General features: G+C 37.7%; 23 protein-coding genes. 19 read left to right on the forward strand and 4 right to left on the reverse strand.

Annotated elements, in window-relative coordinates; all coding sequences use genetic code 11:
- Positions 1 to 226: 226 nt before the first annotated feature.
- Complete coding sequence (locus tag J3U91_RS02565; protein WP_219314785.1) at positions 227 to 334, reverse strand: hypothetical protein; 108 nt, start codon at positions 332 to 334, stop codon at positions 227 to 229.
- A 14-nt stretch (positions 335 to 348) separates the two neighbouring features.
- Positions 349 to 4,776, reverse strand: a complete 4,428-nt coding sequence (locus J3U91_RS02570) for a glycoside hydrolase family 70 protein (protein ID WP_002818379.1) — start codon at positions 4,774 to 4,776, stop codon at positions 349 to 351.
- A gap of 354 nt (positions 4,777 to 5,130) precedes the next feature.
- Here J3U91_RS02570 and J3U91_RS02575 point away from each other — a divergent pair, with 354 nt between their 5' ends.
- From J3U91_RS02575 to J3U91_RS02585, 3 genes are all read left to right on the forward strand, one after another.
- Positions 5,131 to 5,928 (forward strand): helix-turn-helix domain-containing protein, encoded by a 798-nt coding sequence (locus J3U91_RS02575; protein WP_002818381.1) that lies wholly within the window; start codon positions 5,131 to 5,133, stop codon positions 5,926 to 5,928.
- A gap of 61 nt (positions 5,929 to 5,989) precedes the next feature.
- Positions 5,990 to 6,472, forward strand: coding sequence for a kinase (locus J3U91_RS02580; RefSeq protein WP_002818382.1), 483 nt, complete (start codon positions 5,990 to 5,992; stop codon positions 6,470 to 6,472).
- 68 nt (positions 6,473 to 6,540) lie between these two features.
- Positions 6,541 to 7,026 (forward strand): cysteine hydrolase family protein, encoded by a 486-nt coding sequence (locus J3U91_RS02585; RefSeq protein WP_002818383.1) that lies wholly within the window; start codon positions 6,541 to 6,543, stop codon positions 7,024 to 7,026.
- Positions 7,027 to 7,129: 103 nt separating this feature from the next.
- Here J3U91_RS02585 and J3U91_RS02590 read toward each other — a convergent pair whose 3' ends face one another.
- Both J3U91_RS02590 and J3U91_RS02595 read right to left on the reverse strand, forming a co-directional pair.
- On the reverse strand, positions 7,130 to 7,924 hold the full coding sequence (locus tag J3U91_RS02590) for a LysR family transcriptional regulator substrate-binding protein (RefSeq protein WP_002818384.1): 795 nt from the start codon (positions 7,922 to 7,924) through the stop codon (positions 7,130 to 7,132).
- The gene (locus J3U91_RS02595; RefSeq protein WP_002824930.1) at positions 7,885 to 8,064 is read right to left on the reverse strand and encodes a helix-turn-helix domain-containing protein; all 180 of its coding nucleotides are present in this window, start codon (positions 8,062 to 8,064) and stop codon (positions 7,885 to 7,887) included. Before J3U91_RS02595 ends, J3U91_RS02590 begins: the two co-directional genes overlap by 40 nt.
- Before the next feature lie 383 nt (positions 8,065 to 8,447).
- On the opposite strand from J3U91_RS02595, the gene J3U91_RS02600 reads away from it, so the two are divergent.
- The 16 genes from J3U91_RS02600 (at position 8,448) to J3U91_RS02675 (ending at position 22,313) form a co-directional block, all read left to right on the forward strand.
- A complete protein-coding gene (locus J3U91_RS02600) occupies positions 8,448 to 8,639 on the forward strand; it encodes a hypothetical protein (RefSeq protein ID WP_002818388.1) in 192 nt (63 codons plus the stop codon).
- Positions 8,636 to 9,424 carry an aliphatic sulfonate ABC transporter substrate-binding protein gene (locus J3U91_RS02605; protein WP_002818391.1) on the forward strand — a complete coding sequence of 263 codons (789 nt, stop codon included), beginning with the start codon at positions 8,636 to 8,638 and terminating at the stop codon, positions 9,422 to 9,424. The genes J3U91_RS02600 and J3U91_RS02605 overlap by 4 nt, the downstream gene beginning before the upstream one ends.
- 42 nt (positions 9,425 to 9,466) lie before the next feature.
- Positions 9,467 to 10,222, forward strand: coding sequence for an ABC transporter permease subunit (locus J3U91_RS02610; protein WP_002817224.1), 756 nt, complete (start codon positions 9,467 to 9,469; stop codon positions 10,220 to 10,222).
- Positions 10,223 to 10,321: 99 nt separating this feature from the next.
- On the forward strand, positions 10,322 to 11,032 hold the full coding sequence (locus J3U91_RS02615) for an ABC transporter ATP-binding protein (protein ID WP_002817226.1): 711 nt from the start codon (positions 10,322 to 10,324) through the stop codon (positions 11,030 to 11,032).
- 604 nt (positions 11,033 to 11,636) lie between these two features.
- A complete protein-coding gene (locus tag J3U91_RS02620) occupies positions 11,637 to 12,551 on the forward strand; it encodes a lactate/malate family dehydrogenase (RefSeq protein ID WP_002818397.1) in 915 nt (304 codons plus the stop codon).
- A 182-nt stretch (positions 12,552 to 12,733) separates the two neighbouring features.
- The gene (gene prfB / locus J3U91_RS02625; protein WP_002818400.1) at positions 12,734 to 13,852 is read left to right on the forward strand and encodes a peptide chain release factor 2; all 1,119 of its coding nucleotides are present in this window, start codon (positions 12,734 to 12,736) and stop codon (positions 13,850 to 13,852) included.
- Between the two features lie 115 nt (positions 13,853 to 13,967).
- Positions 13,968 to 14,834 (forward strand): phosphate ABC transporter substrate-binding protein, encoded by an 867-nt coding sequence (locus tag J3U91_RS02630; protein ID WP_002820381.1) that lies wholly within the window; start codon positions 13,968 to 13,970, stop codon positions 14,832 to 14,834.
- A gap of 63 nt (positions 14,835 to 14,897) precedes the next feature.
- On the forward strand, positions 14,898 to 15,794 hold the full coding sequence (locus tag J3U91_RS02635) for a phosphate ABC transporter substrate-binding protein (RefSeq protein WP_002820380.1): 897 nt from the start codon (positions 14,898 to 14,900) through the stop codon (positions 15,792 to 15,794).
- A 2-nt stretch (positions 15,795 to 15,796) separates the two neighbouring features.
- Positions 15,797 to 16,756 carry a phosphate ABC transporter permease subunit PstC gene (gene pstC / locus J3U91_RS02640; RefSeq protein WP_002818409.1) on the forward strand — a complete coding sequence of 320 codons (960 nt, stop codon included), beginning with the start codon at positions 15,797 to 15,799 and terminating at the stop codon, positions 16,754 to 16,756.
- Positions 16,756 to 17,652: a phosphate ABC transporter permease PstA gene (gene pstA / locus J3U91_RS02645; RefSeq protein WP_002818410.1), complete on the forward strand. Its 897-nt coding sequence runs from the start codon at positions 16,756 to 16,758 to the stop codon at positions 17,650 to 17,652. The genes pstC and pstA overlap by 1 nt, the downstream gene beginning before the upstream one ends.
- Positions 17,652 to 18,506: a phosphate ABC transporter ATP-binding protein PstB gene (gene pstB, locus J3U91_RS02650; protein ID WP_002818411.1), complete on the forward strand. Its 855-nt coding sequence runs from the start codon at positions 17,652 to 17,654 to the stop codon at positions 18,504 to 18,506. The genes pstA and pstB (J3U91_RS02650) overlap by 1 nt, the downstream gene beginning before the upstream one ends.
- Positions 18,506 to 19,273 carry a phosphate ABC transporter ATP-binding protein PstB gene (pstB, locus tag J3U91_RS02655; protein ID WP_002818413.1) on the forward strand — a complete coding sequence of 256 codons (768 nt, stop codon included), beginning with the start codon at positions 18,506 to 18,508 and terminating at the stop codon, positions 19,271 to 19,273. The genes pstB (J3U91_RS02650) and pstB (J3U91_RS02655) overlap by 1 nt, the downstream gene beginning before the upstream one ends.
- A gap of 34 nt (positions 19,274 to 19,307) precedes the next feature.
- The gene (gene phoU, locus J3U91_RS02660) at positions 19,308 to 19,994 is read left to right on the forward strand and encodes a phosphate signaling complex protein PhoU (protein WP_002818415.1); all 687 of its coding nucleotides are present in this window, start codon (positions 19,308 to 19,310) and stop codon (positions 19,992 to 19,994) included.
- Between the two features lie 12 nt (positions 19,995 to 20,006).
- The gene (locus tag J3U91_RS02665; RefSeq protein WP_002817238.1) at positions 20,007 to 20,351 is read left to right on the forward strand and encodes a phage holin family protein; all 345 of its coding nucleotides are present in this window, start codon (positions 20,007 to 20,009) and stop codon (positions 20,349 to 20,351) included.
- Entirely contained in the window at positions 20,351 to 21,310 is a 960-nt protein-coding gene (hprK, locus tag J3U91_RS02670; protein ID WP_002818417.1) for an HPr(Ser) kinase/phosphatase, read from the forward strand. The genes J3U91_RS02665 and hprK overlap by 1 nt, the downstream gene beginning before the upstream one ends.
- Entirely contained in the window at positions 21,291 to 22,313 is a 1,023-nt protein-coding gene (locus J3U91_RS02675) for an NAD(P)H-dependent glycerol-3-phosphate dehydrogenase (RefSeq protein ID WP_002818420.1), read from the forward strand. The genes hprK and J3U91_RS02675 overlap by 20 nt, the downstream gene beginning before the upstream one ends.

Consider the following 22,313-nt stretch of genomic DNA (forward strand, 5'->3'; position numbering starts at 1 on the left):
ACAGATTAAACTAACAAAATTTCCCTTCTGGTATTTATTTTATGTGGCAAGGCAGCTAAAAAAAGGTCATATATCATATATGACCGAACGAATGACTCAAAGAAATATACACAAAAAATTTTAACTATAAATTTTTTGATGGTTTTGTAGGTATTAGAAAAGGGCATTATTCATATTTTGGTTATTTGCTAAAAATAATTTATTTAAATCCGATTTTAAAAGCGGATTAGTCCAGCTGCAGTTCACCTGATTCTGCATCATAGTAATGAACCAAACCCTTTTCGTCGCTTATGCTTTTGCCTTTGATTTGGCGACCGTCAACATCAAAATACAAGTGTTGGCCGTTAATTAATTGTGATCCTGTAACTGCAATTCCGTTAGCGCCAAAATAAGCCCAGGAGTCATCCGATAATCTTTCAAAACGTTGACTATCATTTCTCCAGAATCTGCATCAAAATAACGCATTTTGCCGTTGGCATCGGTATATTCGTGCCCTTTAATTTGGTTACTATTGTTTTGGAAATAAAGATGCTGACCATTAATTATTTGCGAACCCGTAACGGCAATTCCATTGGCATTAAAATATGCCCAAGTGTTATTGCCCAGATCAGCAAAACGTTTTTTGGCCAGTTGACCGGAATTTTCATCAGCATCGATAACTTCTTTGCCTTTGATCTGCCGGCCGTCGTTATCAAAATGGACTTGTATGCCATCTACTAGTTGGTCGCCGGTTAACGTAACACCATCAGCTGCAAAATAGGCCCAAGAATCATCTGATAATTTTTCGTAACGATTAGTGATCATTTCTCCAGAATCTGCATCAAAATAACGCATTTTGCCGTCTGAATCTTTGGCTTCTTTTCCCTTAATCTGCTGACCATCTTCATCGAAATACAGAGTTTGACCGGAAATCTTTTGAAGACCTGTGACTGCAACACCATCAGCCGCAAAATAGGCCCAGGTATTATCTGCTATTTTTTCAAAACGATTGAATACCATATCGCCGGAATCGCTGGCAAAATACCGTAGTTTGTCATTGTTGTCTTTGACGGCTTTGCCTTTGGCTTGAATACCATCCTGACCGAAGTATTGGGTATGCTCGATGCCATTGATTACAATGGTGGCCAGGCCCTTATTTGCCATCACACCGTTTTTGTCAAAGTAACGCCATTGTTTTTCTTTATCCATAAAATAATCATTTTCTACTTCTTTGCCCAGTTGATTGAAATAATAAATATTACCCTCGCCGTCTTCTAAATAAGCATCCTGCAGTTCAATTCCGTTGGGCAAAAAATAATAACGATTGTTATTGACTGTTTGAAGACCATATTTCATATATCCATCTTCGCCAAAGTAGTACCAATTTTCATTTTCGTCTTCAATAAAAGTGTTCTTTGCCTCATAACCGCTAGTCGAGTAATAATTTATTCCTTGGCTGTCGGAAATAAACCCTGTGTTTGATGGTTCGTTTAACAATTGTTTTGGTAGAAAGACATCTGTGCTGTTATCCGAACCAACTTTGAAGTAGCTATTACTAGCCCAATCTTTTAAAACATAATAAGCGCCACGCCCTTGAATATTGCTGCCGTTGAAGTATTTGGCCGACCATTCTTTTATTTTTTCGTTGGGGTCTATAGGAACTCCGGTTGAAATTTGATTCATTTGAAACAAATCCGGATACATTTCTTTGATTTTATCCAAAAAGGCACCACCGTACATAGCCTGATAAGTTCCGCCGCCTTTGGTTTGTGCTGCATATAGTGAATCATTGATCACTGAATCTTGATCATAGATACCAGAATCGTTAACGCGCTTCGCAGTCACGATCTGCATACCGGTCAAATTATAAATTTGGTACGGAACCCAATCCGCCATCGCTTTGATACCTGCTTTATGCAGGGCTATAAGTGACGTCCGCAACTGGTCGACGGTTCCGTATTTGGTCGGAGTGTTAAAACCGAGATCATAACGATCTGTAAAAGCATAGCCGTTTTGAACAATAGAATCTAGGAAACTATTATCTGTGCTTGATCGATATTGTGGTGGAAATTCAAAATTCGTGATTCCCCAGCTATTAAATAAATCGGTATTTTCGGCAATTTTGACATTTTCATATTCACTCGTTTTTGTCGGTAATGATTGAAAATTGGAAAAACTCTCATAAATCACCTGAGAATCAAGTGCTGCATTTGAATGCAAAATCTGGCCGTCATTTGTTGACTGATCGCTGCTTTGACTGCGGGCATCTTGCGTGTCTTTAGCATCGACTGGGACCCAGACAGCTAAATAGCCCGAAACCTGAGGATTAGCAGTTCCAATAATGTCTTCGCTTGTAAAAATGAGTTGTCCATCGGCGTTCGTGTATCTAATCTCGTTGACTGGGACTGATTCGTCGGATTGATAACTGGCGAGACCGTTGGTTTTTGTTAAGAGCATCGGTCGATATGCTTGATTTTTATGAGCCGCTCCCATATTGATTACTATTTGGTCGCTGCTGCTTAATTTCAAATCGGGATTGTTACTTTCAATAACTGCCAGGCCCTCTGTGCGTGTTTCTTGAGTTCCTTGATCCTTTTCATTCATTGCGTCTTTACCATAACGAACTGATGTCAAAACACCACGGTAACTGTCTTTGGCCATACTGCCGTCACCTTGTACATATTGTATCGACATGCTTTGCCCACCTGTGACGTATTTAATACGCGATTTCAACAGATTATCAATCGAATCGTAATATGGTGATTTGTTTGCCATATATTGTCCGTCATCTGTATATAAGTCACCGTAATAAACACGGGGAACTGTATCTTTGTTAGTCAGGATCATTGCATAAGTGCTTGGTATATTATATTGCGTAAATTCCTTTCGCGTCTTTAATTGGTCAGCATCGTATATTTTAAAAGCAGCTGTTAATTGATCAATTGTTGGCGTCAAACTGTCGGAATCCGGATCGATTTTTTCTTTAATAATTTCAGCGATAACAGTTTGTACTTCGCTATCGTGAGCTCTAACGAAAGAGTAATTTGGCTGTGCACCGTTTGTAGACGAGTCTTCTGATCGATTAACCAGGTTGTTGCTTATTAAGGGCTCCAAGCCGCTTCTTTTATTGCTTTCTTTATCGACAACCGGTATTGTCAATGAATACTTTAATGATAATCTCATTTTATTATCCATTGATAACTGATTACTGCCCTGGTCTTTAACGTACTCGGAGTCATTGTCGCTCCAGTCTTCTAGAATGGAAACATGTTGATCGGCCTTGGCATCGTTTTGGTCAACGCCGTAAGCTGCCTTGAAATAATCAGCGGCGATTTGCAATAAATCGGCATCTACATTATCAACGGCATCGACACGAATACTATCAAAGTTGGCATTACTTTCATTGCCGGTAATTGAACCAAAATTTAATAGATAGTACATCCAATTCAATTGCTCAGCTTGGACAACCGGATTCGAATTATCAACATCGTTTGCTAAAAGGAAGTCATATCCGCCTTGAGTCGGATCGATACTGTATAAAGGCGTCCCTGTTTGATTTGTTGGTGTCCGATTCAACAAGCGATAGTCGGAATTCGCATCGGGTGTTTTATCGTTGTTCACATACAATAAAGCGCCACCTTGCAAATGGTCTTTGCCATTCCCGCTTGTTTGCGATTCGCTACTAATATTCCAATTCGGTTGGCTTTTAACAAAATTCGTGATGACCTCTTTTAGCCACTGTGTTTGACCTTCTTGAGTTATTTTTCGTTCAATTTTAACTTGAACATTTTCAGCAGCTTTGCTTAGCCGGCCTTGATTTTCATCATTAGTAAAATTAGTTGGGCTATCGCTCAATCCTAAATTTTTCATATAGTTTAAATAGTTCACTTGAGTCGTTTTGTCCGGCCACCAGCTCATTAAAAGAGGGCGTAAATCGTCTTTTGAGGCTGCTGTCCAAGTTTGGCCGTTATCCAGAATGTCCTTTGGTCGATACCAACTATCTGCAGTCAGGTAACCATCAATAGCCGTATAATCATCGGCCTGTGTGCTATTAACCGCATTGTGGCTTGTATAATCGCTATTTTCACTGGATAGCCCGCTTTTAAACTGATAACTATTCGTGGGAAGCAGTTCGCCTGTGTTCTTGTCGAAATACAATACCTTGCCGTTGATGATCGTTGCGAAGTTCTTTTTTATCTGTCCGTTATCATCAACGTAGTAAGTTTTTCCGTCGATAACTTTTATGTTCTTTGAACTATAAACCTGTTGACTACTAGTGTTTATTGCTGAATTTGTGGCATCGCTTTTCGAAACAACTTTTTTTGTTTGTTCGGAAACGTCTGTTTTTTCCTCGATGCTATCCTGTCTGGTACTGCCGGTACTTGCCTGATTAGCGATATTGCTATCAGCGGCCTGTTTTGTCGCTTGTGTTTGTTCGGTTACTGCCACTGTTTTTGTATTGTTGCTGTTTTGCTGATTATCGTTGTCTGTCGTCTGATTATTGCCGGTAGTTGTTTGACTGGTTTTTGTGAGCGCTTGCGTTGGCGTCGTTGTTGTGTCAGTATTCTTTTGATTACCATTGGCCGTTGTTTGGCCATTGGTATCAACTTTTGAATCATCCTGTTTTGTTGCCTGTATTTGTACCGCGTTTACGGTTGCTGCATTATTGATGCTGCTGTCGGCACTGGCTGGAATAGTTGTCAGTCCGATTCCGACTACTGAAATAATGCTGGCAATAACAAAATTTTTGCCTGATTTATACAGTTTTTTCCGAACAATTTTATCCCCATCTCTCATTTGTGGTATCCCTAATCTTTCTTAAATAAAGTAAAAACGCTATAAAAAAACATAACAGAATTTTTTCGCTTGTTTTCTCTATTGAAAAAAACTGTTAACAACGAGATAAATTGAATTATGCTTTTCAAAAAAGTAAAAATATATTTTTTGGGTTTCGTTAATTGTGGTTAACGTTTGACATTTTGCTGGTAATTTATTCAACAATGCAACCCAACTGTTCCAATATACAGTTGGAAAATTTTAAAAATCTAAAATATGCAGAATTGAATATTTATAAGTCGGTAAAAAAATGAATAATACTCATAGATCAGTTATAAAAAAATTAGAAAACTCAGAGGAATATCTCAACGACAGTTGGGAACCTTAATTGGTTCTCAATCAATGGTTTCCCGAATTGAAAATAATCAGACGGAACCAAATGATCATACGCTTTTCCTCCTTTGTCGGGCACTCAATATCTCCTTTGATGAATACTTTAATTCCGTCTTTGGTCAAAGGGAATCGATTCTAGAAAAATTGGAAAGTGTTTTGTTGACAAGTTATATTGAAAATGACCGTCAGCAGTTGAATAATTTAACAGAATTTTATTTCCAGCGTTTTTCCGATGATCCAAATGATCTGGCAATTTTTCATCAATTGATGATGGTCAAGGCGACGTTATTCCATTTTGATTTTAAATTGGCGAGTTTTGATGAACAAAATAAATTAATTGAATACTTTTTCGGTGTTCAAGAATGGCAATATTACGATTTATCGCTTCTGGAATGGACCATTAATATGTTAGATATTAAAAAAATAATTCCTTATGTTTTTGAAATCGTTAGAAGAAACAACTCTAAACAAATATCCCATCGTTCAAGCAATTTAATTGAAAAAATTATAATCAATGCTTTGGAGGCTAGTATTGTTCAAGAAGAATACAAAACAACAAAATGTCTTTTGCAGATGGCTGAGTTATGGCAGGGCCGACAGATAAATTTTGAATTTAAGACCTGGCTGCTCTTTTGGAAAGGCATTTTTGAAAAAAAGACACATTTAAACGAAAACTACAATAAAAAGATCGGTCATGCTTATAAGATTGCTATGTATCTCAATAGTGAAGCAACCGTTTATCTTTTTGACAGGTTTTTGAAGTCTCTAGGCTGTGATTGAGAATTTTTATTTTTAATTTCAAAAGAAGTTTTAATTCAGGCAATAATATTAAAATTACAGCATGCTTGAAAATATTTTTGTATTCAGAGGCAACTCGGCTTGTGGAAAATCATCGACTGCTAAAGAATTAAAAAAATCTTTGGGAAACAGTACTTTACTTATTTCTCAAGACGAGGTTCGTAAAAGAATGTTGGACGAAAAGGATAAGCCGAATAATAAGTCGATTTCTTTAATTGAAACGATGATTAATTGGGCCGATCAAAACGTCGATTTTGTGATTCTTGAAGGAATTTTGAAAAGGGATGTTTACGCTAATATGCTTTTTCGACTTAAAAATCAATATCAAAAAAAGATGAAAACTTTTTACTTCGATATTTTTTTCGAGGAAACCTATCGAGGGAATCTATTAAAAAAGAAGCCTTTTTCAAGAGGATTGATGCAGGACTGGTGGCTTGATAACGATAGGCTCGGTTATGAGGACCATGTATTTACAATAAATGACGATTTACCGGCCAGGATGAAATACATTTTGAAGATTAAATAACTGTTTTTGATATTTATTTATATTTAGTGATTAGTCATGAAATAATTCAATAAGAGCAAGTTACCAGTATGTCTGAAGCTTTAATCGTGATTGATATGCAAAATGGATTAGAAGATGTTTACCAAAGGAAGCAATTGATAAACAATATTAATAAACGAATTGATCAATATCGAAGCAAAAGAAAACCATTAGTTTTTTTACAACACATTGATGAGAATATGCCTGTATTTAGTCGTGAATGGTCTTTATTTGATGATTTGCATAATCAGGCCACTGATAGATACTTCAATAAGTATCGGCCTGACTCTTTTTATCAAACCGGGCTAGAGTCTTTCTTGAAATTAAATAAAATATCTTCAATTGAATTATGTGGAGCACAGACTGAATATTGTGTTGACACTACTATCAGAGCCGCTTTTTATCTGGGCTTTCAAATCTCGGTTCTAAAAGATGGATTTTCCACCTTTGATAATGAAATTTTAACAGCAAAACAAATTAATCAGTATCATCTTTATATTTGGCAGGGAACTTTTGCAAAAATTGTTGAAATCTAAATTTTATTTTAATAAAAAAGAATCGATCTAATTACTTAGTGAATTAAATAAGTATTACGTTAAAAAATTTAAAATGTAACTGATGAGAATGTAAGAATGCTATTTATTTTTTATTCTTGTAATATTTCACCACTTCTTTGATGAATTTTTTTGTTTCTTCGTTAAGGTTCATGTCACGTAGAAAGGCAATTACCAACTGAACAGAAAAAATATCTTCCGATAATTTAAAGATGTTGCATTTGCTTGAATCGAAATTTTGTTTCAAATAAAATGATGGGATAAAAGTGCAGCCCAAGCCCTCATATGCAAGGTTTGCAGCTGTTTCCAAAGAGCGGATTTTAAAACTATTTTGAACAATGATTTTGTGATTATTTAAAAATGAATCAACAAGACGTGAAAATCCAGAACCCGGATAAAGGAAGATGAACTTCATTTTTTCCCATTTTTCCCGATCAATAGTTTCAACTGATAGAATTTTATGATTATTTTTTTTAAATAAAAGGAAAGTTTTATCTGCGATTAAATAGATTGGAGACTTGAAAAGCTTTTGATAAGAAATTTTATTTGAAAAAATCGGTAGCAAGCGAATATGCAAGTCGATTTCTTTTTCCAATAGATCATTTTCAAGTGCATTGGAGTAGTTTTCTTCAATAAAGATTCTTTGACTTTTATTGGGAAAACCTTGTTTATAAGCAGACAGAATTTCAGGAAGCAAGCGGCTTGCCAGAACTTCATTTATTCCAATACTGATTTGTTTTTTGTTTTTTGAATATTTGATTGATTCGCTTAATAAGGCAGAATAACTGCTTTCGATTTTTTCCAGACCTTGTAAATATTTAACTCCACTATTTGTTAAGGTTATTGGCCTTGTCTGTCTATTAAGCAATTGGAATCCCAATTTTTTTCATTATCTTTTATGTAGCGGCTTAGATACGGCTGAGACAAATACAACTCGGCGGCAGCTTCTGTTATGCTCCCGGTTGAAATAATTATTTTCAAATAACTCAATAAGGAAAATTCGGTAGTTACGGATTTCATTGCTGTTATTATAACAAAAAAGTTATATCAGCAATACTTAATTACTATTTTACAGGGACCTTATTAGCATCTAAAATTAAAAGTGTGATTTTATTTAGTCTTTTTGCTTGATTGATTATGTCTATTAGATCACCGCTTTTCAGCGTTATCACTGGAAATTATGTAGATAATTTGAAGTGGGAAATTCAAATTATCAGTCATAAAATTGCTTTTCATGGGTGCGATTTTTGTGTTTAATATAACTCAAAGATTATGTTTATTGGGATCATGGTTTGAATTTATAGGTTTAGAAGAATAAGGAATGGAGAGGGTTAGGACTTTTTTGTCTTAACTTTTTTTATAAGCTGAAAAAGATACTCAGGTATCACGGAGGAAAATTTAAAATGCAGCAGCAAAGGTCTAGAAAAATATTAATCCTTGTATTGTTTTTGGCATTAATCGTCGGAGGCATATGGTATGGCGGATCGCAACTTTTTACTAGCAGTTCCGGAAAATTAAAAACCGTTACTATTGGTTATCAGGCAGCTGATGAAGTCGATGTTTCCCGTCTTCGTGGACAACTTGTAAAAAAATGAAAAAGCAGGGATATAAAGTTGTTTTCAAGGAATTTCAAAATGGCTCTCCAGAGATGCAGGCATTGGCTTCTGGAAAAATAGATTACGCCCGTGTCGGCGATACGCCACCTGTTTCCGCCTTGGCGTCGGGAACAAAACTTACTTATATTGCTGAAGGGGGAACGAAAGCTTCCGGAAGTGGAGTGCTTGTGAAAAAAGGTTCCGGAATTAATTCTATTTCCGATTTAAAGGGCAAAACGATTGCATATACAGTTGGAACTTCTAGCCAATATATGGTCTTAAAGACTTTAAAATTAGCCGGTTTGAAAACCAGCGACGTCAAACTTGAAAATATGGATTCGGCTGCAGCAGCGGTGGCTTTTGCAAAAGGAAAAGTCGATGCTTGGGCAATTTGGGATCCATATGTTGCCAAAGCCGAGTTGACAGAAAGCGCCAAGCTGCTTGTTAACGGCAAAGAGAATAAAGCCGTTAACAGAAGTTTCATTGTTTCTCTAAGCAGCTACTCCAAAAAGAATACAAAAGTTAGTAAACTCCTGATTAAATACATGGAAGAAGACATGAAATGGGCAAATAAGAACACACCTGCTTTGACGAAAAAAATGTCCAAAGAATTAAAGATGTCGAAATCTGTTATTAAGAAAATGCTTAATCGCCGAACCTTCAAAATCAGTGCAATGAATAGTGAAGCAATTAAAGAAGAACAGGATATTTCAAACCAGTTTTATGCGTATAAATGGATAAAAACAAAAGTTGTGATTAAAAATCATATTGCAAATTTGAAATAATCGAGGTGGAAAATTATCGAAATTTCTCGTTCAAAAAAGAAGATGGATAAAGTAGTTCCCTGGATAATACCAGTTGGAATAATAGTAATATGGCAATTTATTGTGACTGCAGGAATTGCCTCTGGAAAGTTATTGCCTGCGCCAAGCGATATTCTGCTTGATGCTTGGAAACTTTTCAAGAGCGGAGAGTTGCAAAAAAATATTGGCATTAGTCTTTTCCGAGCATTACTTGGTTTTATTATTGGCGGCGGAATTGGTTTTATTTTAGGAGTTTTGAATGGCATTTTTAAAGTATGCCGTTTGGCTTTCGACAATACGATTCAAATGTTGCGTAATATACCTCATTTAGCATTGATTCCTTTGATTATTTTGGTTATTGGTATTGGGGAACCGTCCAAAATTTTCCTTGTTTCGGTTGGCTGCATGTTTCCGATGTATATAAACACCTATCACGGGGTAACTTCGATAGACAAAGGCTTAGTTGAAATGGGACGGTCTTATGGATTGTCAAATTCGCAGGTATTTTTCAAGATTATTTTTCCTGGTGCTTTACCGACGATCTTAATGGGTGTCAGATATGCTTTGGGTGTAATGTGGACTACTTTAATCGTTGCAGAAACTGTTGCCACCAGTTCTGGAATAGGCTACATGGCCAATGAGGCCGAACAGTTTACTGATATGAGTACTGTTATTTTATGTATTTTGATTTATGCTTTGTTTGGAAAATTATCTGATTTTATTGCCAAACTTTTAGAAGATACTTTTTTGGTCTGGCAGAATCCAAGGGAGATCAGCTAATAATTATCAATTTAATATCTGGACAAATCGAGCAGAGTTTATAGTCTTGCTCGATTTGTTTAATAAATATAAATCTTTACAAAGGAACCTTATCAATTTATGAATGAACCTTTAATGACCATTAAAAATGTCAGCAAACAGTATGGCAATCATCTGATCTTGGAAAATATAAATTTATCTTTATATGACAATGACTTTATTGCTCTAGTTGGCAAAAGTGGTGGAGGAAAAAGCACCTTGCTGCGCTTGATCGCGGGTTTTGAGCCATATAGCAGCGGAGAAATTATTTTTATGAATCAGAGAATAACTTCTTTGAACAAACAGATGCGGATAATGTTTCAGGAAGATCGCTTATTACCGTGGATGACGGTTTCAGAGAATATTTCTTTTCGTTCGCGTGGCCAACAAATTAAAGAGAAAGCTCTTTCTTTGCTAGAGCTTGTTGGTTTGGAAGATTTCGCAAACTATTATCCAATTCAATTATCCGGTGGACAAAGACAGCGAGTATCTTTGGCAAGGGCGCTGATGGCCAACCCGAAACTTTTATTGTTGGACGAACCCTTGAGTGCTCTGGATGCTTTAACTCGCTTGAATATGCAGGAGTTGATTATGGATATATGCTCCAAGCAACATTTAACAACTATTTTGGTTACTCACGATGTCGACGAGGCTGCCAGAATGGCCAACAGAATCGTCGTTTTAAAGCATGGAAGAAAAGCGGATGAAATTTCCGCTCCAGAAGACAAAACAAATACTGAAGAAATAAATCTAATAGCCGCTCAAATTAAAACTTTGATTTTAAGTGATTGAATAGACGCTCTATTTCGCTTCTCCTCTGAATTCATTAGCAGCGATCGTATTCAAAATAAACCATATATCAATCTTTGATATCATTCACTCTTTGTATCCCTGTTCGGGGAAACAAGCTTGGATAATCAAAAAATATCTTTGATTTAGCTAAGATCATCTATAACAAAACCATTGGCTCAATTTCGGCTGAAGAAATGATCTGAGACTTTTTAAGATATTCCAAGCTTTCGACTGTTTTTGGGAAAACACTTTCTTTGAGTGGTTTTCAGTCTGGTTTTGTTAATTCTTTACTAAAATTTTTTCGGGTCGTATACAAAGGTCCCTTTATATTTTCCTTATAGCTTTTCTCGATTAATTTTCCGTATAGGCCCTTAATGATTGGGATGCCGTTATCTATCAATTTTTCTCCGCATAATCGAAAATATCTTTGATAGCTATATTTTTCGTCGATCAATGTTTCTCCAACATCGAAGAAAATCGTCTATTTATTTCGCAATTACTATTTTGTGCTTTTTTGAGAAAGGCTTATCAAGATATCTCAGGTATCCACCGACTGATTCTTATGGATTTATAATTAAATTGCAAATAAAATGAGGTAAATAAAATGCGTAAAATCGGAATTATTGGAATGGGGCACGTCGGCTCGACTTTGGCTCATATTGTTATTGATCGCGGAATGGTCGATGAAATTGTTTTGTTGGATATTAATCAGAAACATTTAAAAGCCGAGGCCTTGGATTTTTGGGATGCACAGAGTTTTTTACCGCATCACACTAAAATTATTGCTGGAGATTACAAGGATTTGGCTGATGCTAATTTGATTGTCAGTACCTTTGGAAATGTGAATTTAACAGTTGAAAGTGGCGATCGTTTTGCTGAATTACAGTTTAATGTCAAACAGATTCGATCGATGGCTGAACAGTTAAAAAAAGTCCATTTTGATGGTGTTTTTTTGACGATTACGAATCCGGTCGACGTTATTACTGCTGTTTATCAAAGAGAACTTGCTTTGCCCAAAAACCAAGTTATCGGAACGGGAACTTTTCTTGACAGTTCAAGACTAAAAAAAGAAATTGGCGAGCGCTTTAAAATAGATCCGCGTTCAGTTTCCGGTTTTGTTATTGGTGAGCATGGAAATTCACAATTTCCTGCCTGGTCATCAATTAGAATATTTGATAATCCGATCTCTTCATTTGCGAAAGAAAATTCGGTAAATATTGATGATCTTGAAGAAAAAACAAAGGAGGATGCCTTCAGGGTTATTGACGGAAAGGGCTATACAAATATTGCAATTGCAACGGCTGCGGCAACTTTAATTGAAATGATTTTGTCCGACAGCCATAGCGAAGTGATTGTTTCACACTACAATAAAAAATTCGGCATTTATATTTCTTTGCCGGCAATCATTGGTCGGAAAGGGATTGTCAAAGATATCTACCTGCCATTAGATCAAAAAGAAAGTACAAAATTAAAAACTAGTGCCGAATCGATTATCAAGAAAACAAAATTATTCGAATGACTGATTTTTGTGCCGATTTATTATTTAAAATTAAATTGGAATAAATTTGAAAAAGTTATAAATTTAATCAGCTTATTGTTTATTGCAGTTTTTAGTAAATTAAATTTACGATTATTAGTTAAAGGAAATTAGAGCGGGAGAGAATTTAAAACTCTCCTGCTTTTGTGAGTAAAATTAAAGTTATGGAATTAGCACAAGCAAGAAATTCAATCAGCGACATGCAGGAACAAATAGATGGTTTTCGTTCTACTTTAGACCTGGACGCTCTCGATGCATCAATTGCGGAAAATGAAGATAAGATGAGCCAACCGGGTTTTTGGGATGATCAGCAGTCTGCTCAAAAAATCATTGATGAAACTAATACTTTGAAAAATCGGCGTGATTCCTTTTTGAGTCTGCAAAAATCGGTTGAAGATCTGACTGCAATGGCGGAACTGCTGTCGGAGGAGGATGATGCGGATATGCACGCTGAACTCGACACGGATATCGAAAAAACCGAAAAGGATTTGGAAAAATATAATCTGAATCAACTTTTAACTGAAAAGTACGATTCAAATAATGCAATTTTGGAAATTCATCCGGGCGAGGGTGGTACTGAATCAACCGATTGGGCCAGTAATCTTTACCGAATGTACACTCGTTGGGCTCAAGCCCATGATTTCAAAGTCGAAGTGACGGATTACCAAACCGGTGATGTAGCCGGAATCGACTCGGCTACGCTGCGAATTATCGGTCACAACGCATATGGCTTTTTGCGAAGCGAAAAAGGAGTTCACCGTTTCGTTCGTATCAGTCCCTTCGACTCGGCTGGGCGCCGACATACATCGTTTGTTTCCATCGATGTTATGCCCGAATTAGATGATGACGAGATTGAAATAGAGATTAAACCTCAGGATGTCAAAATGGATGTGTACCGTTCCGGGGGCGCCGGTGGCCAAAATGTCAACAAAGTTTCAACTGCCGTTCGTTTGACTCATATTCCAACTGGAATCGTTGTAGCTTCCCAGGTTGAAAGAACTCAGTATGGTAATAGAGACATTGCAATGAAGATGTTAAAGGCCAAACTTTATGAGCGGGAAGAACAAAAGCGTGAAGAAGAACATGCCAAATTATCAGGCACGAAATTGGATGTTGCCTGGGGATCACAAATTCGCTCATATGTTTTTCAACCCTATCGAATGGTAAAGGACTTACGTTCGGGTTATGAAACCGGTGATACAGATGGAGTTATGGATGGTAATTTGGATCCGTTTATTAATGCTTATCTAAAATGGAAGCTCTCCCAAAAAAATCCGGAGTAATTTTTTTAATCAGTCCCATTAATTTGGGGCTTTTTTATGTTATCTTTTAGATGCGGTGGCATACGTCCCGCACATGAAAACTGAATATTAGTAAGACACAAGGAGTTTCATAATTATGAAGAAATGGTTAGTGAGTTTACTTGCGTTGGCAGCTATTGGCGGTGCGTCATTGACGAGCGCTAATCTGGGTACAAGCGCCTTCGCAGCTTCTAAGTCAAAGTTGACTGGAAAGGTCTTAGCTGTTGGTTCAACAGCACTTCAGCCCCTCGCCGAACAACTCGGTGAGCGTTTTTCAAGTGCGAATTCTTCAGTCCAAATCACGGTTCAAGGTGGTGGCTCTGGTGCCGGCTTAACACAAGTTCAAGCTGGCTCGGTCCAAATTGGTGATTCGGATATCTTTGCTTCTCAAGAAGATGGAATTGATCCTAGTAAGATTGTCGATCACAAGGTTGCTGTTATTGGAATTGCGCCCGTGGTCAATAAGGACGTTGGTGTAAAGAGTTTGACGAAAAGTCAGTTAAAGAAGATTTTTACCGGTAAAGTTACAAATTGGGACCAAGTCGGTGGTAAAGATCAAAAGATCGATTTAATTAATAGAGCTTCTGGTTCTGGTACACGTACCGTTTTTGAAAATGCTATTTTAGGCAATGCAACTGCTGCAAGTTCTCAGGAACAAGACAGTAACGGAACGGTCCAGAAGATTGTTTCAACCACTCCAGGCGCTATCTCTTATTTGGCTTTTAGTTATATTAAAGGTCAAAGTGGTTTAAAAGCACTTAAAATTAATGGTGTTTCCCCAACCAATAAAAATGTTGAAAACAACAAGTGGAAAGTCTGGGGTTATGAGCATATGTACACCAAGGGCAAAGCGACCGGTGCTACCAAAGCTTTTATCAATTATTTCTACAAATCTAGTAACAAAAGTTTAATTAAAAAACTTGGTTATATTCCTTTGCCAAGTATGAAAGTCGTTAAACGATAACGGTGTAGTAAAGGACAAGTAATCACATTAATCCGGAGAGTTCCTCTGGGATACATATTTATTATGAAAAAAAATTTGATCAGAATTGGAATAATTTTAATCGCTGTTTTGGCGCTCTATTATGGATCGACTCATCGGGGTTTGACCAGTAATACGGTTAGCTCTACCCATGCAACAACTAAAAACATTTTAATTGTTGGCTCGACAGCGCTTCAGCCTTTGGTGGAAAAGGCAAGTTCGATGTATGAAAAAGAAAATCCAAACACTTCTATTTCGGTTCAAGGTGGTGGCTCTGGTGCCGGCTTAACACAAGTTCAAGCTGGCTCGGTCCAAATTGGTGATTCGGATATCTTTGCTTCTCAAGAAGAGGGAATCAAGCCGAGCAAAATTGTCGATCACAAGGTTGCTGTTGTAGGAATAGCACCAGTTGTTAACAAAGATATAAACGTCAGCAATCTATCCATGAAACAATTGCGGGATATTTTTACCGGCAAAATAACCAATTGGAAAGACGTTGGTGGACCGGATATGGCAATTACAGTTGTCAACCGTTCGAGCGGTTCCGGTACTCGAACTGTTTTTGAAGATTCTGTTTTAAAAGGAGAAACTGCTGTTAAAGCTCAGGAACAAGACAGTAACGGGACGGTACAGAAGATTATTTCTTCTACACCGGGATCAATATCCTATTTAGCATCCGGTTATATTTCCGGAAAGAATTTAAGGGCGGTCAAGGTAGACAATGTTAGCCTTACTACTGAAAATATTGAGAATAATAAGTGGAAAATCTGGGGTTACGAGCACATGTATACACACGGAAAAGCGGAAGGCCAAACTGCTAGTTTTATCAAATATTTTAAATCGAAGAAAGTTCAAAACGGAATTGTCAAAGAACTTGGTTATATTCCTTTAGCCGGTATGAAGGTTGATAAAAATTCTCAAGGAAAGGTAACGAGCAAGTAATTATGGCAAGGAGAAATAAAAAAAATAGTCAAGACCCGATTAAAGAGTCGTTACTAAGAAAGTCTATTTCGGCTAAAAAAGATATGTTTGGTCGTTCATTGAGTTTATCAGCATTAATTTTAATTGGTGTGGTTGTTTTTTCGATTTTTTTCTTTGTTCTGAGCCGTGGTTTAATGGCTTTCACTCTTGACGGGATTAATCCTTTCAAATTCATTTTTGGAACGGTCTGGAACCCAACAACACCGGACTCCAATGGAAATTTACAGTTTGGTGCTTTTCCAATGATTGTCGGTTCCTTTCTGGTTACTTTGCTGAGTGCCTTGGTTGCGACTCCCTTTGCAATCGCAACGGCTTTATTTATGGTCGAACTTCAATCTAATTGGGGCAAAAAAATCATGCAGCCGGTTGTCGAATTGCTGGTTGGTATTCCATCGGTTGTTTATGGTTTTATAGGATTAACAGTTGTTGTTCCTCTTTTGCGAAAGACTTTCGGTGGTTCGGGATTTGGGATTCTGGCAGGAACAATTGTACTTTTTGTTATGATTTTGCCTACCATCACTTCTCTCACAGTTGATGCGCTGAGAAATGTTCCAAATCATTATCGGGAGTTAGCTTTGGCAATTGGGGCAACGCGTTGGCAAATGATTTATAAAGTTATTCTCCGAGCTGCCACGCCAGGAATTTTAACGGCAGTGGTCTTTGGAATGGCACGTGCCTTTGGTGAGGCTTTGGCGGTTCAAATGGTTGTAGGCAACGCGCCAATTATGCCAAACGGTCTGCTCGAGTCCGCTTCGACTCTAACATCTATTTTGACTCAAGGTATTGGAAATACTTCGGATGGTTCTGTTCAAAACGATGTGCTTTGGACATTGGCCACGTTGCTTTTGATCATGTCGCTTTTCTTCAATTTGATTATTCGTTTTATTGGTAAGCGGACTAATATCACGCAAGGAGGGCATTAATGAATACGAAAGTAACGAATAAAATTGCAATCGGGATTATTTATTTTATTTCTGCTTTAGTAATCTTAATATTGGCAGCTTTATTAATTTCGATACTTGGTCAAGGCCTTCCTCATGTTAGTTGGCACTTTTTAATCAGCCATTCTTCTTCTTTTGAATCTGGTGGTGGAATATCGGATCAACTTTTCAATTCTTTTTATCTTTTAATTGTTTCCATGATTATCTCTTTGCCAATCGCACTTGGATCTGCGATTTATCTCAATGAATTTGCTGATCCCAAATCGGAATTTATTGCTGTTTTTCGTTCGGCAATCGAAGTTTTGAGCTCTTTGCCATCGGTTGTTGTCGGCTTGTTTGGTTTTCTGTTGTTTGTTTTGAAATTTCATATGGGTTTTTCTGTTTTGTCCGGTGCAATCGCCTTAACTTTTTTCAATCTTCCACTTTTGACGCGTTCGATTGAAAATTCTTTGGCTGCTATTCCCAATCTGCAAAGAGAAGCTGGTTTGGCACTTGGTCTTTCGAAATGGGAAACGACTGAAAAAGTTATTTTTCCAGCCGCTGTTCCTTCGATCGTCACCGGAGTTGTTTTAGCGGCTGGAAGAGTTTTCGGTGAAGCTGCTGCGTTGCTTTTTACTTCGGGACAATCAGCGCCTCAACTAAACTGGTACAATTGGAATCCGCTCAATTCTAATAGTCCGCTGAATTTGATGCGTCCGGCCGAGACACTGGCTGTTCATATTTGGAAGGTCAATTCGGAAGGAACAATGCCGGATGCCGTGGAGGTTTCTGCCGGTTCATCGGCTGTTTTAATTGTTATGGTTTTTATTTTTAATCTTTCAGCACGTTTCTTTGGCAACATGCTGTATAAGAAGATGACATCGGGGACAGGTAAGTAATGGCCAGAACGAGAAAAAGTAAACCATCTTTAGTCAAAAATATCAAGAAGATTATTAATTTGGATAACCCGGATAGCTATATATCCGAACCAGACCCTTCCAAACACGAACTTGCTCTTAAGGCGGAAAACGTTTCTGTTTTTTATGATGAAAATGAAGCGATTAAATCGGTTAATCTGGCCTTTGAACGTTTTAAAATCACTACTTTAATTGGAGCTTCCGGATCAGGGAAATCTACTTTCATCCGCTCTTTGAATCGAATGAATGATGGTATTGCTCGTGTTAGTGGTAAGATAATGTATCGTGGTCTTGATCTTAATTCGCCTGATGTCGACGTTTATGAAGTTCGCCGACACATTGGGATGGTTTTTCAAATGCCGAATCCCTTCGCGAAATCAATTTATAATAATATTACTTTTGCTTTAACCCAACGCGGAAAATATTCGAAAGAACAATTGGATGAGATTGTTGAATCTTCATTAAAACAGGCTGCCCTATGGGACCAGGTCAAAGACGACTTGAATAAATCTGCTCTGGAACTCTCAGGAGGCCAAGCACAACGTCTTGTTATCGCCAGGGCTTTGGCTTTGAAACCCGATATTTTGTTGATGGATGAGCCGACAAGTGCGCTTGATCCAAAATCAATAATGCAAATTGAAGAAACGATGATGGAATTAAAGAAAAAATATACCATCATTATAGTTACGCATAATTTACAGCAGGCTGCTAGAATTGGTGATTACACAGCTTTTTTCCATTTAGGTAAAGTAATCGAGTATGATTTGACTCGAAAGATTTTTACCCGTCCCAAAGTTAAATTGACTGATGATTATGTTTCGGGGAATTTTGGCTAATGGCAGAAAAAGAAAATTATTTATTAACGACTAAAAATGTGAATCTTTTTTATGGCAAGAAACAGGCTTTGTTTGACATAAATTTGTCTTTTCCAAAAAACGGAATCACAGCTCTGATCGGGCCATCGGGTTCTGGAAAAACAACTTATCTTCGCAGCCTTAATAGAATGCATGATTTGACCCCTGGGGTTAAGGTTGAAGGAAAATTTTTGTTTCACAACAACGACATTTATTCGGACAACTTTGATTTGGTTGATTTGCGCAAACGAATTGGTATGGTTTTTCAACAACCGACTCCTTTTCCTTTTAGTGTTTACGATAATGTTGCTTTTGGTTTGAGACTTGGGAAAAAAATATCCAAGCATCAATTGGATGAAGATGTCGAAAAAGCTTTACGCCAAGCCGGAGTTTGGAATGAAGTTAAAGACCGGTTGGGAGCGAATGCTTTGGGTTTATCGGGTGGCCAACAGCAACGTGTCAGTGTCGCGCGCGTTTTGGCGACGAAACCGGATATTTTGTTATTGGATGAGCCAACCAGCGCCCTTGACCCGATTTCAAGTCGAGTTGTCGAAGACTCGCTTTTAGATTTAAAAAAAGAATATTGTTTGATTATTGTTACCCATAATATGCAGCAAGCGGCTAGAATCAGCCAGACTACGGCCTTTTTTAACGATGGTCGTTTAATTGAGGTTGGTAAAACACGTGAAATTTTCTTAAATCCAAAAGAAGAAGAGACGCAGGACTACGTTAGTGGTAAATTTGGTTAAAAATAAAAAATAAATGAAAAAGGAGGAAGATACCGTGAGCAGAATTTTTGATATCGAAATGGAAGATTTGGACGATCAATTCCGTAGTATGGGGAAAATGGTGGCCAGAACTATTGATAAATCGGTAGTCGGTTTTATGGCCCACGACACAAAAACTGCTGAAGAAATTATTGATCGTGATCACGAAATTAACGAGCGGGAAGCCGCAATCGAAAAAAAGACTTTTGAAATGATTGCTTTATATCAACCAGTCACAACCGATTTAAGAGAAGTCGTAACGATTTTGAAGGCTGTTTCTGTTTTGGAAAGAATGGGTGATTATGCTCGTGATATTGCTTATTCGACTATTCGAATTCATCATCGTGAAAATGGTGACCGTAGAATGCCTGAAATCGAAAGAAAAATTTCTGAAATGGGTTTGATGGCAACTCGAACTTTTGATGAGATTTTGGACGCTTATGTTTCAGATTCGATTGATGATGCGCAAAAAGTTGCTGATCATTCTGAAGAAGTGAGCCGACTTTCGGCAACAATTCGTAAAGATATATTAACTTCCATGAAAGGCGATGTTGATACAATTGATGCTGGAGCTGATTACTTGGTTGTTGTGGGTTATTTGAAACGTACTGCCGACCACGCTACCGATATAGCTGAATGGTTAGTTTATAAACGCAGCGGTAAAATTGTCGAGTTGAATCCAGGTTCTTCAAGCTTTATTTAAAGAGGGGACCATATGAGTTTTTTGTATAAATTGGTTGTCAATACCTTGGTTTTTGTAGTTTTTCATTATTTGTTTCCTTATGGATTAACTGTCAAAGATTGGACTTCGGCCTTTGTGGCTGCGGTAGTTTTAGCTTTGCTAAATACTTTTCTTAAGCCGCTTTTACATATTATTTCTTTTCCGATTACTTTTATCACATTGGGACTATTTAGTATCGTCATCAACATGATAGTTTTGGCCGTTGATGCCAGTTTGGTTTCCGGAATTACGATTCATGGCTGGGGTTGGGTATTCATTTTAAGCTTGGTCTTCAGCTTCACCCAAAGCTTGATTACAAGCACTGAAAGGATTAGATAATGGATGAACAGCAAAATGTAACAGTAAGGGATTTGGTTCAAAATACGGCTCTTCGAGTTGTTTGGGGTGAAGACCATTTGGAACGGCCGATTACTGTTCCTGATATTGCTCGCCCCGGTTTACAATTGACGGGTTTTTTGGATTATTTCGAACCTCGACGTGTCCAGCTATATGGTGTCAATGAAACTGAATATGCAAAAACAATGACTCACGAGCACAAGACAATTGTTTTTAAAAAGATGGCCAGTGAGACAACACCGGCTTTTGTTATTTCAACCAATTTAAAAATTCCAGAGGAGTTGATTGAAGCTGCCAAGGACGCTGGAATTCCGGTTCTGACCAGTTCTTTGACTTCTTCCCGCCTGCTTTCAAATATGACTTATTATCTTGGCGCCCAATTATCGGAACGCAAGTCGGTTCATGGCGTGCTGATCGATATCAACGGAATTGGCGTTTTGTTGACCGGGGACCCGGGAATCGGCAAGACCGAAGCGGCGCTTGAATTGATTCAACAAGGCAAAGCTCGTTTGATTGCCGATGATCGAGTTGATATATATGCCGAAGACGAGCAGCGCTTAGTCGGTGCCCCACCGGAAGTTTTAGCTAATTTAATGGAAGTCCGCGGAATAGGAATTATTGATGTCTTAAAAACTTACGGCGCAGCAACAATTCGTGATCACACGACAATTGTTTTGAATATTGATTTAAAACGTTCGAACGAAAAGGTTCAAAATTTCGACCGTCTGAGTGATGATGGCGCTAATTTTAAAATTCTTGGAATTGAAATTCCGAAAATGGAATTACCGGTTACTTCTGGTCGAAATACTGCAAGTGTCATTGACGCTGCTGCCCTAAAGTATCGAACAGAAAGAATGGGTTTTGATGCCTTATCGACTTTGGAACAACGACAGACAAAATTAATTAAGGAAAATGAAATCCATGATCAAGCAAACACGTAAAATTGCTATTCTTGGAGCCGGATCTTGGGGAACTGCTTTGGCTTCAACCTTTTCGATGAATGGTAATCAAGTAATTCTTTGGGGGAAAAACCAAAGCGATATTGATGATATTAATCAAAATCATCAAAATCGAAGGTTTCTTCAAGAAGCTTTTTTGGATAAAAATCTTAAAGCAACAACTGATTTAAAAGATGCTGTTAAAGATGCCGAGATTGTTTTGTTTGTTGTACCAACTTCGGCGGTTCGCCAGGTTGCCGGGAAATTAGCCAGTATTTTGCCGAGTTTGAAAAATGAAATTATCTTCGGCCATGCTATTAAAGGAATTGAAGTAGATTCCAATAAGCGTGTCAGCCAAATGATTAGCGAGGAAATCCCGAGTATCAAGGAGGATGATTTATTCTTTATTTCCGGGCCATCCCATGCCGAGTCAGTTGTTAAAAGGGCTATTACTTTAGTTGCAGTTGCAAGCTCCAATCAAGCACGGGCGGCAATTATTCAGGCAGCGCTGTCTAATTCCTTCTTTCGTGTATATACCAATTCTGATTTATGCGGATCGGAATATGCAGCAGCTTTGAAAAACGTTCTTGCAATTGCTGGTGGCATCATAAAAGGCCTCAAAATGACCGACAATACTCAAGCAGCTTTGGTTACTCGCGGGCTTTCCGAAATGCGTCGTTTGGGAGTTGCTTTAGGCGGAAAAAGCGAAACATTTAATGGTTTGGCTGGCTTAGGCGATTTGATCGTTACTGCTATGTCAACTAATTCCCGCAATTTTCGTGCCGGTCTCGGCCTTGCTTCCGGGAAAGATTTAAAACAGGTCCAAAAAGAGATGGGTATGGTGATTGAAGGCGTTAAAACTGCCAAAGCAGTAGACCAATTGTCAAGAAAAAACAATATTTCTATGCCAATTAGCGAAAGTGTCTATAAAATACTCTATGAAAATGCGAAAATAGATGATGTAGTCGCTGATCTTATGAATCGGCCACTGATCTCGGAGGAATAA

The sequence above is a fragment of the Oenococcus oeni genome (genome assembly GCF_020510245.1).
Lineage (GTDB): Bacteria > Bacillota > Bacilli > Lactobacillales > Lactobacillaceae > Oenococcus > Oenococcus oeni.